General features: G+C 72.7%; 11 protein-coding genes. 3 read left to right on the forward strand and 8 right to left on the reverse strand.

The annotated features are described in order from the left end of the window. Window positions 1-141: 141 nt before the first annotated feature. On the reverse strand, window positions 142-519 hold the full coding sequence (locus MTF69_RS35540; protein ID WP_279346680.1) for an FKBP-type peptidyl-prolyl cis-trans isomerase: 378 nt from the start codon (window positions 517-519) through the stop codon (window positions 142-144). Between the two features lie 298 nt (window positions 520-817). Here MTF69_RS35540 and MTF69_RS35545 point away from each other — a divergent pair, with 298 nt between their 5' ends. Then, entirely contained in the window at window positions 818-2,890 is a 2,073-nt protein-coding gene (locus MTF69_RS35545; protein WP_243340507.1) for a SpoIIE family protein phosphatase, read from the forward strand. 50 nt (window positions 2,891-2,940) lie between these two features. On the opposite strand, the gene MTF69_RS35550 is transcribed toward MTF69_RS35545, so the two are convergent. The 6 genes from MTF69_RS35550 to MTF69_RS35575 all read right to left on the reverse strand — a co-directional run bounded on the left by MTF69_RS35550 (window position 2,941) and on the right by MTF69_RS35575 (window position 11,394). Continuing rightward, window positions 2,941-3,477 carry a histidine phosphatase family protein gene (locus tag MTF69_RS35550; RefSeq protein ID WP_243340508.1) on the reverse strand — a complete coding sequence of 179 codons (537 nt, stop codon included), beginning with the start codon at window positions 3,475-3,477 and terminating at the stop codon, window positions 2,941-2,943. Window positions 3,478-3,599: 122 nt separating this feature from the next. Then, window positions 3,600-4,751, reverse strand: coding sequence for a substrate-binding domain-containing protein (locus MTF69_RS35555; protein ID WP_243340509.1), 1,152 nt, complete (start codon window positions 4,749-4,751; stop codon window positions 3,600-3,602). 27 nt (window positions 4,752-4,778) lie between these two features. Beyond that, window positions 4,779-5,822 (reverse strand): ABC transporter permease, encoded by a 1,044-nt coding sequence (locus tag MTF69_RS35560; RefSeq protein ID WP_243340510.1) that lies wholly within the window; start codon window positions 5,820-5,822, stop codon window positions 4,779-4,781. Then, on the reverse strand, window positions 5,819-7,384 hold the full coding sequence (locus MTF69_RS35565; protein ID WP_243340511.1) for a sugar ABC transporter ATP-binding protein: 1,566 nt from the start codon (window positions 7,382-7,384) through the stop codon (window positions 5,819-5,821). Before MTF69_RS35565 ends, MTF69_RS35560 begins: the two co-directional genes overlap by 4 nt. 98 nt (window positions 7,385-7,482) lie before the next feature. Then, on the reverse strand, window positions 7,483-10,344 hold the full coding sequence (locus MTF69_RS35570) for a SpoIIE family protein phosphatase (protein WP_243340586.1): 2,862 nt from the start codon (window positions 10,342-10,344) through the stop codon (window positions 7,483-7,485). Window positions 10,345-10,458: 114 nt separating this feature from the next. Further along, window positions 10,459-11,394 carry a cyclase family protein gene (locus tag MTF69_RS35575; protein WP_243340512.1) on the reverse strand — a complete coding sequence of 312 codons (936 nt, stop codon included), beginning with the start codon at window positions 11,392-11,394 and terminating at the stop codon, window positions 10,459-10,461. A 147-nt stretch (window positions 11,395-11,541) separates the two neighbouring features. Between MTF69_RS35575 and MTF69_RS35580 the strand changes: the two genes are divergently transcribed. After that, on the forward strand, window positions 11,542-12,714 hold the full coding sequence (locus MTF69_RS35580; RefSeq protein WP_243340513.1) for a PP2C family protein-serine/threonine phosphatase: 1,173 nt from the start codon (window positions 11,542-11,544) through the stop codon (window positions 12,712-12,714). Here the strand turns inward: MTF69_RS35580 and MTF69_RS35585 are convergent. Beyond that, window positions 12,696-13,631 (reverse strand): alpha/beta hydrolase, encoded by a 936-nt coding sequence (locus MTF69_RS35585; protein WP_279346689.1) that lies wholly within the window; start codon window positions 13,629-13,631, stop codon window positions 12,696-12,698. The genes MTF69_RS35580 and MTF69_RS35585 overlap by 19 nt on opposite strands. 769 nt (window positions 13,632-14,400) lie before the next feature. On the opposite strand from MTF69_RS35585, the gene MTF69_RS35590 reads away from it, so the two are divergent. Then, complete coding sequence (locus MTF69_RS35590) at window positions 14,401-15,489, forward strand: hypothetical protein (RefSeq protein ID WP_243340514.1); 1,089 nt, start codon at window positions 14,401-14,403, stop codon at window positions 15,487-15,489. The last annotated feature ends 60 nt before the right edge of the window (window positions 15,490-15,549 follow it).

Below are 15,549 nucleotides of genomic sequence, written 5' to 3' on the forward strand. Positions count from 1 at the left end.
CAGCAGCTTGGTGCCGGACGTGCGCCGGACGGCCGAGGCGGGGGCCGGGCTAAGCCCTCTGAGGGAGGGGATCCACCCCTGTGGGCGAACCGGGAGAGGGCGGGGAGGGTCTTCGCGCCGGCGGGGGGGGTGCAGGCTCCCTCAGACCACGGAGAGCAGGTCCACCACGAAAATGAGCGTGGAACCCGCCGGGATCAACGGTGAGGGGGACTGCTTGCCGTAGCCGAGGCGCGGGGGAATGATGATCTCGCGCCGACCACCGACCTTCATCCCCCTGAGTCCCCGGTCCCAGCCCTTGATGACCCTGCCACCCCCCACGGCGAACTTGAACGGCTGGCCCCGGTCCCAGGAGGCGTCGAACTCCTTCCCGGACTCGAAGGTCACCCCGACGTAGTGCACCCGGACGACCCTGCCCGGCTTCGCCTCGGGCCCGTCGCCGACGACGAGGTCCCGGATGGTCAGCTCCTGAGGAGCGTCACCCCCGGGAAGCTCGATCTCGGGCTTCGTCAGTTCACTCATCGCAGCCTCATCGCTCTCCGCTCGCTCTCCGCCGGAACCCCTCGTGCGGACCGGCCGTGGACCGGCCGTGCGAAGTACATCAAACCCCACGGAGCACGGCGCGGCGATGCCCGTGGAAGACGTGCTGCGTGCCCTGGAGCGTGTCTGCCCGGACGGCCCCGGGAGGCGGTGTCATGCAGAACGGGCAGACGATGGATCCGTGAGACCCGGTTCCCGCAGGCCCGCCTGAGCGGCTCGGGGCCTGATGGCGACCGCGGGCGCAGGGCAAGGAGGCTGCGGCGGTGGGTACAGGTGCCAGATGAATGAGCACATTCCGGTCGACGAGCTGATCAGCGGCGCCGCGCAGGCTGCCGGCGGATGGCTGGGCGCGCTGCCGGTCGCGCTGATGGCCACCAGCGCGACCGGCACCATCGTGCGCTGGAACCAGGTCGCGCAGGAATTGCTCGGCTATGCCCCGCCGCAGATGCTGGGGCGCAACATCGCGGACCTCCTTCATCCGGGATCCGATCGCAGCCTGGGCCGCTCCCTTTGGGAAGCCGCGGCCGCCGGGCGGGGAGTGATGGGCACGGTGACCGCCTGGCACCGCGACGGGCACCCACTGGAGGTGGAGATCTGGGCCTCTCCGGTGTCCGACCGCGGGCAAGGCGTGGCCACGGTGCTGGTCTTCGCTGCCGATGCCCACGCGGCACGGCGTATCCGGGGGTCTTCGGCGGTGTGGGACGGCTTGTTCGCCCGCTCCCCGGTCGGCATCGCGATCCTCGACTCGCAGCTGCGGTTCCTGCAGGTCAACGCCGCGCTCGAAGCCATGAACGGCCTGCCGGAATCGGCACACGTGGGACGTCGCCTGGCCCAGATCCTCCCGGAGGTGAATGCCCGCGAGATGGAGGAGGCCATGCTGCAGGTGCTGGAGACCGGGCGGCCGGTCCTTGACCGTCGCCGTGTCGGACGGACGCCGGCCGAACCGGACCACGACCGTGTGTGGTCGTGTTCCTACGTCCGGGTGGAGGATCCCGCCGGCATGTCGATCGGCGTCATCGCCTCGCTCGTCGACATCACCGAGCAGCAGCGCGACCACGTCGAAGCCGAAGCCGCACGGCGCAGGCTCGCCATGCTCAGTGAGGCCAGCATCCGGGTCGGCTCGAGCCTCGACCTGGAGCGCACCGCGCAGGAACTCGCCGATCTCGCCGTGCCGCGCTTCGCCGATGCCGTCACCGTGGACGTCCTGGATGCCCTGGCGCGCGGGGACGAGCCCGGCATGGGGCTGACGGGCGGGGTCGCCCTGCGGCGCCTCGGCAAGGCCCCGCTGGCCGGATCCAAGGTGACCGACATCCTCGCCCCCCTCGGCAGGACGCTCCTCTTCCCCGTCGCCGCCCCCTACACGCAGGCCCTCGCGGCCCGGCAGTCCTTCCTGACCGCCCGTCTCGACGAACAGGCCGTGGCCCCCGCCGCCCGGCACTCGGCCAAGCCCGCCCAACTGGTCGCGGTGGGGGTGCACTCGCTGGTCATGGCACCCCTGGTGGCCCGGGAGACGGTGCTCGGCGTCGCCACCTTCTACCGCACCCGCCCGAAAGGACCCTTCGGGTCCGAAGACGTCACCCTCGCCGGTGAACTCGCCGCCCGCGCCGCGCTCAGCATCGACAACGCCCGGCTCTACCACCGTGAGCACGACACCGCGGTCATCCTCCAGCGCAGCATGCTCCCCCAGCACATCACCCCGCCACCCGGCATCGCGGTCAGTCACCGCTACCTCCCCGCGAGCGACGTCAACGAGATCGGCGGTGACTGGTACGACGTCCTGGCCCTGGCCGGCGGCAAGGCGGCCCTGCTCATCGGCGACGTCATGGGGCACGGCATCGCCGCCGCCGCGGTCATGGGCCGGCTGTCCGCCTCCGTGCGGGCCCTCGCACGCCTGGACCTTTCGCCCGTACGGCTGCTGCACCAGCTGGAAGCCGTCCTCGGCGATCTGGCCGAGCCGATGCTGGCCACCTTCCTGTACGTCGTCTGCGACCCGGCCACCGGACACTGCACCGTCACCCGGGCCGGACACCCGCCGCCCGCACTCGTGCTCCCCGACGGCACGGTCCGGCTCCTGGACACCCCGCCCGGCGTCCCCCTGGGGGTCGGGGGCATCGTCTTCACTCCCACCGAGATCAACGTGCCCGCCGGCAGCCTTCTCGTGCTCTACACCGACGGACTGATCGAGGCCCGAGACCGTGACCTCGACGAACGGCTTGCCGAGCTGACGCAGCTGCTCGCGGATCCACAGCGGCAGCTGGACCACCTGTGCGACTCGCTGATCACCCACCTCGTTCCGGCGGCGGCCGACGACGACGTCGCGCTCCTGGTCGCCCGCATCGGCGGGATTCCGTGAGGAGCCGTCGGCCTTCCGTGGCACCCGGGCGGATGCGCCGGTGGCGTACGTCAGCGGGCGACGCCCCGGGGGACGGCGAAGTCGGTCAGCCGGGCCGAGCCCGGAGCGAGCTCCTGCCAGGAACCGGGGCAGGCGAGCACCGCGATCGCGGACGTCGGGAACTTCTCCGACAGGCGCGCGATCGCTCCGGCCTCAGCGGCGTCCACGGCCTTACGGGCGAGGCTGACGGCCAGATCCGCCAGGCCCGGGTTGTGGCCGACGAGCAGCAGCGTCCCCACCTCCCGCGGTACTCCGGACACCACCTCCAGCAGTTCCTCCGGCTCGGCGGCGTACACCCGCTCGTCGAAGCGCACGGGGACCGCGGCGCCGAGCTGTCCGGCTGCCAGTGCCCAGGTCTCGCGGGCCCGCCGGGCGGTGGAACAGATGACCAGGGCGGGGACGCAGTCTGCGTCGCGCAGCCAGCGGCCCGCCGCGGGCGCGTCCCGCAGACCCCGCGGGCCGAGCGGCCGCTCGTGGTCCGCGACGTCGGGCCAGGCGGATTTGGCGTGGCGCAGCAGCACCAGGCGGCCGGCGGATCCCTCGCTCATGACCTCAGCCTCATGACCTCAGCCTCGCACGGTGCGCGGTCCGCGGTCCGCGGTCCACGGAACCGGGCGGGAGGACGGACTCCTCGGGGTACGGCCACCGGTGCCCCCTGCCGGGCCCTGGGTCACTCACCCCGCCAGATGCTCTGGTACGCCTCTTGGTAGCCCCGGGGGTCCCAGGACGTGGCCCCGCCGCTGTTCTCGGCCGTCACCACATGAGCGGGGGCGACGTAGCCGCTGGCGGGCCGGCCGGCGAAGGCGCGGTTGAACTCGTCGACGATCTGCCACCCCTGCTGGGCCAGCGGTTCGGGGACGGTGGCGGCCTGGAAACGTCGGCTGTTGATGCGCTGGAAGGCGGAAGGATCGCCGTCGCCCGCGCCGATGTTGAAGGGCGGCCCCTCGCCGGGGCGTCCGGCGGCGAGCAACGCCGGGGCGGCGTCCGCGAAGTAGAGGTCGTTGATCGCGACGGAGTGGGTCCACCGGCTCCGGAAGCGGGACAGCAGGGAGGAGACCTGCCGGGGGGTGCGCTGACTCGCGTCCGGGATGGGGATGTTCTCCGTCGCCAGCAGCGTGACCCCGGGGCAGGTCGCGAGCTGCCGTTTGATCAGCTCGGACTTGTTGCGGGCGAACGGGATGGAGTCATCGGTGAAGACGACGACCCCGGCGTTGCCGTCGGACCGGGCGATGACCCAGTCGGCGCTCACCCTCGCGACCTCCTCCACCTTCGTGGTGACGTTGGTGAACAGCCGGGGACTCGTGCTCGGTCCGGGGGAGTCGACCGCGTGCCAGCCGATCAGCGCAATGCCTGCGGCCGCTGCCCGCGCAGTCTGCTGCGCGGTGAGCAGGGGATCGAAGCCGCCGATGACGATGCCCGAGGGCTTGAGGGTGACCGCCTGGCTGAGCGCGGCCTGGATGCCCGCGGGGGTGCCGTCCCCGTCGATCACCCGGACCCGCCAGCCGATGGCGGCCGCGGCTTCCCGGACGCCCTTGGCGACTCCGGCGACACCAGGGTTGGTCATGGTCTGGGCGACATAGACGATGACCTTGTCGGGCACCGCCTCGGGTCCGGTCGTGGGGCCGTTCCAGGAGAGGCCCGTACGCTCGGCCCGCTCGACGGCCTCCTTGGCCCGCACGAGTACGGCCGGACAGCCGCCGGCCGGGGGCGAGGCCGCCGCGTCAGAGGTCCGCGACGAGTCGCCTCCGCACCCCGCGACGAGGGTGGCGGCGGCAGCCCAAAGGGCCGCGGCCGCGAGGACGCTGGTGCGATTCGGGTACACGGTGCTCCTGACCGGGAGTTGCTGGGTCTATCGGGCTTCGGCTGCCCGTGCCGCCGATGGCCCGGAAGGTTCGTCGGGCGGGTTGCGGTCCGTCGTGGCCCGCGTGCGCAGCCGCCGCCTGGCCGCGTAGCCGGCCAGGCCGACCGCCAACAGCAGAGTGCCCCCGTTGAACAGCGGCGTGGCCCAGAACTGGGCGCCGAGCTGGCCGATCCCGGCGAGCCCGACGGCGAGCACACTGACGGCCACCAGGGTTCCGAGCGCGTTGGCGCGGCCGGGCTTGATCGTGGTGGAGCCGAGCAGCGCGCCGACGAAGGCGGGCAGCAGGTAGTCCAGGCCGACGCTCGGGTTGCCGATCTGCTGCTGCGCGGCGAGCAGGACCCCTGAGATGCCCACGACCAGGCCCGATCCGGCGAAGGCGTAGACGGAGTACCTGTGGGTGGGGATGCCGATGATGGCGGCGGCGCGGGGGTTGGAGCCGACGACGTACAGGTATCTGCCGAACGGCAGCCGTTCCAGCACCACCCAGAGGACGACGACGGCGGCCAGGACGTAGAAGGCGGGCACCGGCAGACCGAGGAACCGGGCGTCGTAGAGGCCGGTGAACGAGGCCGGCAGGCCTTCCGGGCCGGGAACGATCCTGCTGCCGTCGGTGAGCCATCCGGTGAGGGCGTACATGATGCTGCCGGTGCCGAGCGTGGCGATGAGGGAGTCGATCCGGGCGAATTCGACGACGGCACCGTTCAGGGCGCCGACCAGCGCCCCGCCGAGGACGACGGCGAGAGCGGCGAGCGGCCAGGGCGTTCCCTCCTCGACGATGAGGTACAACACCAGCACATGGGCCAGGCCCAGCCCGTACCCGAGGGACAGGTCGAACTTGCCGATGGCGATGGGGATCGTCGCCCCGAGTGCGAGGAGGGCGGGGATCGACTGGTTGGAGAGGATCGACGAGACGTTGTCCCGGGTGGGGAAGGTGTCCGGCAGGACGACGGAGAAGACCAGGAAGAGCACGGCGGCCAAGGCCGGCAGGCCGTAGCTCCCGATGATGTGCCCGCGCGGGGACCAGGGGGTCACAGGGCCGTCGTGCTTCCGGTGATCGGTGGCATGGCCGAGGCGGCACGGGTGAGTTCGGCGGGTGTCAGGGCGGCGCCCGTCGGCGCGGCCACCACCGATCCGCGTACGAAGACCAGAGCGCGGTGGCAGAGGTCCGCGACCTCCTCGAAGTCGGTGGACACCAGCAGGACCGCCAGGCCCTCGGCGGCCGCTTCGTCGAGCAACCGGTGGATCGCCGCCTTGGCGCCGACGTCCACGCTCGCGGTCGGCTCTTCCAGGATCAGCAGCCGCAGCGGCCCGCGGAGCGACCGGCCGAGCACCACCTTCTGCTGATGACCGCCGGACAGGGTGACGATGGGCACCTCGCTGTCGAGGGGGCGCACCGAGAACCGTTCGATCAGGGCGGCGGCCTCGCGCCGCTCGCGCCGGGGGCCGAGCCACCGCCACGCCGGCACACCGGCCGCCCGGGGGTTGGCCAGGAAGTTCTCCCGGACCGTCAGATCGGGGGCACAGCCCTCCTCCTGGCGGTTGGCGGCCACGAAGCCGACTCCCCGGCCGAGGGCGGCGGCCACGGTGCGCGGGCGGTACGGCCGGCCGTCGAGCAGTGCCCGCCCGCCGAGCAGGGGCAGCGCGCCGGCGAGGGCGCGGCCCAGGTGCATGTGGCCGGCGCCGGTCAGCCCGACCATGCCGAGGATCTCCCCGGGCGCCAGATCCAGGCTGATGGGCCGGGTCCGCCGCGTCGTCACGGCGTCGAGACTCAGCAGGGGAGGGCGGCCGGTGGGCACGGCGGCGGCAGCCCCGCGCCGGGCCGGTACGCCGCCCGCGATGTCATGGACCAGACGGGCGGGACCGTACCCGGCGAGCGGTCCTGAGCTGACGAGGCGGCCGTCGCGCAGGACGGCGAACGTGTCGGCGACCCGGTACACCTCGTCGAGCCGGTGGCTGACGTACAAGGCGGCGTGCCCCCGGTCGCGCAGGGTGTGCAGCACGTCGAAGAGCCGGGCACAGTCCGCGGCGGGGAGCGTGGCCGTCGGCTCGTCGAGGACGAAGAGCTCCGTCCGTCGCGCGAGGGCTCGGGCGATGGCCACCAGGGAACGCTCGGCGGGAGCGAGGTCCGCGATCCGGGCGTCGGCGTCCAGGTGTCCGGCGACGATCCGCAGGGCCTCGGCGCACTGTTCCCGGGTCCGTCGCCAGGAGATCAGGCCGTGGCGGCGCGGGTAGCCCGTCCCCAGGGCGATGTTCTCGGCGACCGTCATCCACTCGACCAGACCGAGGTCCTGGTGGATGAAGGACATCTTTCCGGAGGCGGCTGCGGACCCGAGCGGGTGCCCGGCCACGGTCACCTCGCCCTCGTCGGCCCGGTGGACCCCGGCGAGCACTTTGATGAGCGTGGACTTCCCGGAGCCGTTGGGGCCGAGGAGGGCGAGCACGCTGCCGCGGTGGAGGTCGAGGCTGACCGCGTCCAGTGCGACCGTGCCGCCGAACCGCTTGCCGAGACCGCGTATCCGCACGAGCGGTTCCCCGCCGGAGGGTCCGGGCGGGCGGCTCGTCGAGGTGCCGGAAGTGTCATGGGCGTCATGCACGGACGTCTCCGGGGCCGACCTCGGATCCCCCTCTCGGGAGGGGCGGGACAGGCAGGATGCTAATGGGGGCCGGGGGACAATCACGTGAATGACGGTGGTTACGCCGCATCCAGCGCGCATTCGGCCCAGATGACCTTGCCGTGGGGGGTGTAGCGGGTGCCCCAGGACTGGGCCAGCTGTGCGACGAGGAACAGGCCGCGCCCGCCCTCGTCCGTGGTGGCGGCCCGCCGCATGTGCGGGGCGGTGCTGCTGCCGTCGGAGACCTCGCAGATCAGGGCGCGGTCGTGGATCAGGCGGACCTGGATCGGCTCGGTGCCGTAGCGGATGGCATTGGTGACCAGCTCGCTGAGCAGCAGCTCGGTGGCGAACGCGAGCTCGTCCAGCCCCCAGTGGGCCAGCTGGCGGGTCGCGGCGGCGCGGATGTCGCAGACCCGCGCGGGGTCGGCCGCCAGGTCCCAGACCGCGATCCGGTCGGCGGGCAGGGTGCGGGTGCGGGCGACGAGCAGGGCGATGTCGTCCGAGGGATGCTCGGGCGCCATGGCGTCCATGACCGCCCGGCAGGTTTCCTCGGGACTGCGGTCCACGTGGGCCAGGGTCTCCTGCAGCTGGTCGAGGGAGGCGTCGATATCGCGGTGGCGGTCCTCGACGAGCCCGTCGGTGTACAGGACGAGCGTGCTGCCCCGGGGCAGCTCGATCTCGGCCGTCTCGAAGGGGAGACCGCCCAGGCCCAGCGGGGGACCGGCGGGCAGGTCGGGGAAATGCACGCTGCCGTCCGGATGGAGCAGGGCCGGCGGAAGGTGGCCGGCCCGGGCCATGGTGCACTGTCGCGAGGTGGGGTCGTAGACGGCGTACAGACAGGTGGCGCCGACGATGCCGGTGCTGCCCGTGGTGGGGTCGTCGCCCTCCTCCCGGTCCAGGCGCACCAGGAGGTTGTCCAGGTGGGTGAGGAGCTCGTCGGGGGCGAGTTCCAGTTCGGCGAAGTTGCGTGCGGCGGTCCGCAGCCGCCCCATCGTGGCGGCGGCGTGCAGTCCGTGGCCGACGACATCGCCCACGAGCAGGGCCACGCGGGCGCCGGACAGGGGGATGACGTCGAACCAGTCGCCGCCCACCCCGGATTCGGCGGGCAGGTAGCGGTGGGCGACCTCGACGGCACTCTGCTCGGGCATGCCGCGCGGGAGAAGGCTGCGCTGGAGCGCCAGGGCCAGGGTGTGTTCCCGGGTGTAGCGCCGGGCGTTGTCGATGCACAGGGCGGCGCGGGCGGCGAGTTCCTGGGCCAGCCGGCTGTCGTCGTCCCCGAAGGGGGCGGGGTCCTGCGAGCGGTAGAAGCTCGCGATGCCCAGCAGGACCCCGCGGGCAAGCAGGGGGACCGCGATGAGGGAGTGCACGCCGTGCGCCATGACCCGCCGGGCGCGGTCGGGGTCCTGAGCGATCCAGCCGGCCGCGGACTTCAGCTCGGGCTCCAGGAACGCGTGCCCTTCGGTCAGGCAGCGCATGACGGGATTCCCGGGGCGGAGCTCCACGTGCCGTCCGGCTGGGTAGAAGGGGCAGTCGTCGCGGATGCCGTGGACCACCGTTCGGTAGAGATCGGTCCCGGGACCGGCGGGGTCGTCCCCGCGCAGCACCGCCTCGGGCAGGTCGATGGTGACGTAGTCGGCCAGGGCCGGGACCGCCATCTCGGCGAGTTCCCGGCAGGTGCGGCTCACGTCCAGGGTGGTGCCGATGCGGGTACTGGCCTCGGCCAGCAGTTCCAGCCGGCGCCGCGCCTCGATGGCGTACTTCCCGACTTCCGGCTCGCCCACCAGCACCAGGCCGCGGACCGTGGCGGGACGAGGCTCGGCGGTGCCGGGTGACGGCTCGGTGGGTGACGGCTCGGCGGGCGGCGGTCCGGCGGGCGGCGGTCCCGAGCGGGAGGGACCGGCGTGGGAGGGACCGGCCTGCGAGGAGCCGGCGCGCGAGGGACCGGCGCGGGAGGAGCCTGCGCGGGGCGAGACGGAGAGGTGGTGGACCGGCTGGGTGCTGCTCCTGAGCACGGCCTCGACGACCATTCCCTCCACCCCGGAGCGGCTCGTGACCGGGCGGCTCAGCAAGGTGGCCTCCCGGCCGTGCGGGAGCGCCACGTCGACGGCCGCCTGCCGGGAGGAGGAGATCAGCTCGGAGGCCCTGTCCTTCAGGATCGCCTGATCGTGCGGGTCCAGCTTCGGACCGACCAGTTCGTCCAGTTCGTCCAGCCCGGCCGACCCGGCAGGGACGGTCGCACCGGCGAAGTGCCCGTCCTGGACGCCCCTGCCCGGCAGGGCGCGCCGCTCGGCGTCGAGGTACGCCCGCAGCAGCCCGCGCTCGCGCGCCGACCTCTGTTGCGTCAGCCGCCGCTCGATCGTCGCGGCAGCCCGGCGGAGCAGGACGGCGAGGGCGGGGTGCTCGTAGGCGTGCGGGTAGCCGAAGCAGAGCACGCCCGCGATGCGCCCGCTGATCTGATCGTGGATGGGTATGGCGCAGCAGGCGTTCGCCTGGGCGCGTTCGGCGAAGTGTTCCGCGCCGTAGACCTGGATGGGCCCCCGTTCGGCCAGCGCGAGGCCTATGCCGTTGGTCCCGGCGAACCGCTCGGCGAAGACGAAGCCCGGGACGCTCTGGATGGGGGGAAGGCTCCGGGCCAGGGAGGGCTCGCCGAAGCGGCGTTGGAGCACCGTGCCGTTCGCGTCGGCCACGGAGATGTTCATCCGGCTGCCGGAGAACCGGGACTGCAGCTGGTCGAGGACGGGTCCGGCGGCACGGACGAGCCGGCTGTCCGGATCGAAGTCGTCCCGGTAGGGCAGCTCGGTCTGGTCCGGTGACAGTCCCAGCAGCCGGCAGCGCAGCCACGAGTTCAGGATCGGATTCCGTACCCCGGTCGCGACCGGCTCGCCCACCAGGAACCGCTCACGGGAGCGTGCGGGACCGATCTGCTCTCCCGTCACCCCCATCTGCATCACTTCCCCTGGCCGGCGCGGGTCCGAGCTGGTCCGTGCAGTCCGTGCAGTCCGTGCGATGAAAGTTGCATCAGTGCGTTTTGAGTATATTCCTGGCTATTTGAAGCCTCACAGGAGAGCGACCGGATTGACCGGCGATCCCGTCCCGCCGGGGACGTTGAGGGGTGTCACGACGATCATGAACTCGTAGCGTCCCGCTGCGGCGCACGCGGCGGACAGCGCCTCCAGGTCCAGGTTGTCCAGCAGGGGCACCCCCATGGCCGCGATGGCGAGGGCGTGGACGGGAGAGTGGAGGCCCTCGACCGGGGAGGGCCGGACGTCGCTGTCCCCGTCCGCGCCGAGCAGACTGATCGCACGCTCGGCCAGCAGCGGCATCGCGTCCACGTGGAAGCCCGCGCTCGCCGCGTCGACGTTCCACGGGCCCAGTTCGCGACGGCGCCGGAACCGGCCGGAGCGCAGCAGCACCGCACATCCGTCGTCGATCCCGACGCCGAGCGCCCGCTCGGCGGCGATGACGTCACGGGCGCGGACCGCGTGTCCGGGCTCCAGCCAGTCGGCCCCGAGGACGACGGGCAGGTCGAGGAGGACACCCCTGGTGACGAGCGGGCCCAGCGCCGCCACCGAGCCGAAGCGGGCGCCGCCGGCGCCGATGACCTCGCGCGCCGGGTGGCCTCCGTAGAGGAGCCCTCGGTAGGCGATGTGCGACAGCGCGTCGACGTGGCTGACCCCCTTGCCGTGGTAGTCGACGGCGAGGAAGTCCTTGTGGGCGGCCGGTTCCGGAGGCTCCACGTCACCGAGGTCGGACATGTAGTGCAGGGCGGGCTTGGTGTTGTCGGGGCCGGGCCGGGTGTTCCAGGGCAGCCCCATGGACACCGCCGTACCGTCCCGGACGAGGGTGGCCGCCCGTCGTACGTGGTCCGGGGTGACCCGGTTCCAGGCGCCCCGGTCGGCCGGGGTCCAGCGGCCCCACGTACGGACCGAGGCGAAGAGGGCGTCGAATTCCTGACGGGAGATCCGGGGAGCCTCCACGGGGTTGGTGCTCATGGGGTGTGCGGCGCTCCAGACTCGGCGGGGCGGCGGGGGCGGCCCGCCGTTTCCGTATCCCTACCCCCTGCCGGCAGCGGCCGGACGTCCGCGGGGACCGGTGAACCTGAGTGGCGGCCATGCCTCCGGGCGGGGCAGGCTGTACCCATGAGAGCGCCCCTGCGCTCGCCCCCGGGAGCCGGCGGCCACCACCAGGTCCTTTTCGCCCTCGCGGAGTGCGTGCCCTTCGCGATCGCCCTGCTGGTGCTCCTCGTCGAGCTCACGCCCGCACACTTCGTGTACACCGGCCCCCTGCTGGTGGCGACACCCGCTCTGGCGGCGGTGACGATGGGCCCCAAGGGCACCCTCGCGGCGGCCGGGGTGGCCGTCGTCGTCAGCGTGATCACCGCCAGCCACAACCGTGCCTGGGGTGGCCAGCAGGTCTACACGAACCTCCTCGCCCTGTTCCTGGTCACGGTGGCGAGCTTCATGACGAGCCGCGCCGCGCGCACGCGCCGGGAGAACGAGCTCAACCAGGTCCGCCGGATCGCCACGGCCGCCCAAGACGTCCTGCTGCGGCCCGTGCCGGCCCGGCTGGGCCCCGTACGGGCAGCCAGCATGTACCTGGCGGCCGAGTCGGGCGCGCAGATCGGCGGTGATCTGTACGACGCGGTCCAGACCCGGTACGGGGTCCGGATGATCGTCGGGGATGTCCGGGGCAAGGGCCTGCCCGCCGTACGGGCCGCCGCGGTCGTGCTGGGCGCATTCCGGGAGGCCGTGCACTACGAGGACGACCTGGTGGAGGTCGTCAACCACTGCGGAGAGGCCCTGCGGCGGGACGCCGTCGTCGCGGGCGCGGGCGCGGGCGGGGCCGGGGCCGTCGGTGACGTGGACCGCCTGGAGGGATTCGTCACCGCGGTCGTGGCCCAGATCCCGGACAGCCACGACGTCGAGGTGATCAACCGTGGTCATCCGCCGCCACTGCTGCTGCGCAACGGGACGGTCCGGTCCTTGATGCCCACGGCCCCGCTGCCGCCGCTGGGTCTCGAAGAGTTCATCAGCGGTCCTCCCGGGCGGACCGACAGCTATCCGTTCGGACCGGGGGACCGGCTGCTGTTGCACACCGACGGCGTCATCGAGGCCCGCGACCAGGAGAAGACCTTCTTCGACCTGCCCGAGGCCATGGCGGCCATGCGCGGACACACCCGCCAGGCGTTCCTGGAGGGCCTGCGCCAGGCATTGCTCCGCCATACGCAGGGTTTCCTGGCGGACGACGTGGCGATCATCCTCGTCGACCGGCTCGAAGACGAGGTCACCCCTGCTCAGGGTGTCATCGGGTGACGGATCAGGAACCGGGCCAGGGCTTCGGCGACCGGTCGGGACCGTTCGATGTGGAGCAGATGGCCCACGCCGTCGACGACGCACTCCTCGACGCCGGGCACGTTCGAGCGGAGGAATTCGGCGACGTCGACCCATAGCGGCTGGGTGTTGCTCCCCCGTACGGACAGCACCGGTTGACGGATCGCTGCGGCGTCGTCGGGGCCGAACCGCCACTCGGCCAGGGCGGGGAGTTCGATTCCGAAGAGTGTGTCGGCGTCCTTGACCCCCTGCGCCACGCTGCCCGGCATACGCGCGTCGAGCAGGGTTCGGCAGCGTTCCCGGTCCAGGGCGCCGGCGAGGGACACGAACAGTTCGAAGGCGCGTTCGGGATCGCCTTCGGCGTACGCCTCGAACGCCGGCGCGGCCTGCGCGAAGAACGCCTCGCCCGCGGACACCGACAGGAGGGAGAGCTCCAGCAGGGCGACCGTGGTGATCCGGTCGGGATGGTCCTGGGCGAGCTGGGCGGCGACCGCCCCGCCCGTCGAGTGCCCTGCCACGTGGACACGGCCGATGCCGAGGTGGTCGAGCAGTGCGATGGCATCCGCGACGTGATCGGCCACGCCGACCGGCCCGGGGGTGTGGGTGCTGCCGCTCCAGCCCCGCTTGTGATGGGTGATGAGACGGTAACGCTCGGTGAGTTCCGGTTCGGCGACGAGCGGGAGGAACCCGTCGGGGAGGATAGGGCTACTTGCCCCGGGACGGAAGGAAAACGTCCGTGGCCCACACCTCCGGCGAAGCGATCGCCCTGGGGCGGGCGCGGAACGCCGCGGCCCGGGGAGCGTGGGTGGAGGCCTACGCCGGCTACCTGGAGGCCCGGGAGGCGGGCGGGCTCGGCCCGGCGGAGCTCGCGGACTTCGCCGCCGTCGCGTATGCCGCAGGCCACCTCGACGTCGCGATCGAGACCTGGGAGCGGCTCCACGAGGAGCTGTTCCGGCTCGGCGAGGACAACGGCGCGGCCGGAGCCGCCGTTCGGGTCGCCATGCACCTGCTGTTCGACACCGCGCTCATGGCTCCGGTACGCGGGTGGCTGCATCGCGCGGAACGCCTCCTCGACCCTGCGACGGCGACACCCGTCCACGCATGGTTCGTCGTGGTGCGCACCTTCGAGCGACTCCTCAGCGGCGACCTCGACGCGGCACGGGACTGGGCCGACAAGGCGATCGAGACCGGCTCGCACACCGATCCGGCGGCAGCGGCGATCGGGCGGGTGGCCCAGGCGCGGCTGGTGATTCTCGACGGTGACGTCGACAGGGGCCTGGAACTTCTCGACGAAGCCGGAACGGCGGTGATGGCCGGCGATCTCGACGCATTGTCGACCGGAGTCGTCTACTGCGAACTGGTCTGCGCCCTGCAGGGCCTGGCCCAGTACGACCTCGCCGAGCAGTGGACCGAGGCGATGGAACGGTGGGCGCGCACGAACGCGATCGGCAGTCTGCACGGCCGGTGCCGGGTGCACCGGGCCGAGATCCTGCGCCTGCGGGGCCAGTGCGCGAACGCCGAGCAGCAGGTGTTGCTGGCGTGCGACGAACTGCGTCCCTACGTGCGGCGCGAGCTGGGCTGGCCGCTGACGGAACTGGGCCGGATCCGGCTTCGGCGCGGCGACCTTCCAGGAGCCGAAGAGGCGCTGCTCGCCGCCCATCGCCTCGGGTGGGACCCCGAACCCGGTCTTCGCTCGTCCGGCTCGCCGGGGGCGACGCCGACATGGCGGCCGCCGCGATTCGGGAGGCGCTGGCCCGTCCGCTGCCGGTGCCGTCGAAGGAACTGCCCCCCACCTCCGGGCTGCGGCGGGCACCGCTGCTGGACGCGCAGGCCAGGATCGCCGTCGCCCGCGGCGACCTGGAGACGGCGCGGGTCGCGGCCCGTGAGCTCGAGGAGGTCGCCATCCGCTTCGAAAGCACCGCACTCGCCGCATCGGCACGGCGAGCCCGGGGCGAGCTCCTGCTTGCCGAAGGCGATGCGGTCGGGGCGTCGGAATCGTTCGCTGATGCCGTCCGGGCCTGGACCGAGGTCGGTGCCCCCTACGAGACGGCCGAGTGCCGGCTTCGGCTCGCGGACGCCCACCGCGCCCTGGGCAATCTCCGGGCCGAGGCCGTCGAACGGTCGGCGGCGCGCACCGAGCTCGACCGGATCGCCCAAGCGCCCGCGACCGATGAGGCCCAGGCGGGAACGGCAGAGCCGGATACGTTCGTCCGGGAGGGCGATTACTGGAGGGTCGTCTTCGACGGTCGGCGCATGACCGTCCGGGACAGCAAAGGAATGCACCACCTCGCCCGGCTCTTCGCCGCGCCGGGCCGGGAGTTCCATGTCCTCGACCTGGTCGCCGCCGACAGCGATGATCCCATCGCCGCCGGCAGGCTTTCCCGCGTCGGCGACCTCGGCCCCCTGTTGGACGACCGCGCCAAGCAGACGTACCGGCGGCGGCTGGCCGAGATCGAGGAGGACATCGAAGACGCCCGCGCCGACAACGACATCGCCAGGCAGGAACAAACCGGCCTCGAACGTGAATTCCTGATCAGCGAACTCACCCGGGCCGTCGGACTCGGCGGGCGGGACCGGCACGCCGGCGCGGCCTCCGAACGGGCCCGGGCCGCCGTCACCCAGGCCGTGCGCAAGGCCATCGGCCGCCTCCGCGACGCCTGTCCGGCACTCGGAGACCACCTCGACCGCACCATCTGCACGGGGACCTACTGCGCTTACACCCCGGATCCGCGCGCTCCTTCCGCGTGGTCCACTTGATGGGCGAACGCGGGTGGCGGCACGTCGTTGCCGCTCGCCGTGACGTTGGCGACGAGCGCG

The organism is Streptomyces sp. AP-93 (assembly GCF_022808175.1).
Taxonomy (GTDB): Bacteria; Actinomycetota; Actinomycetes; order Streptomycetales; family Streptomycetaceae; genus Streptomyces.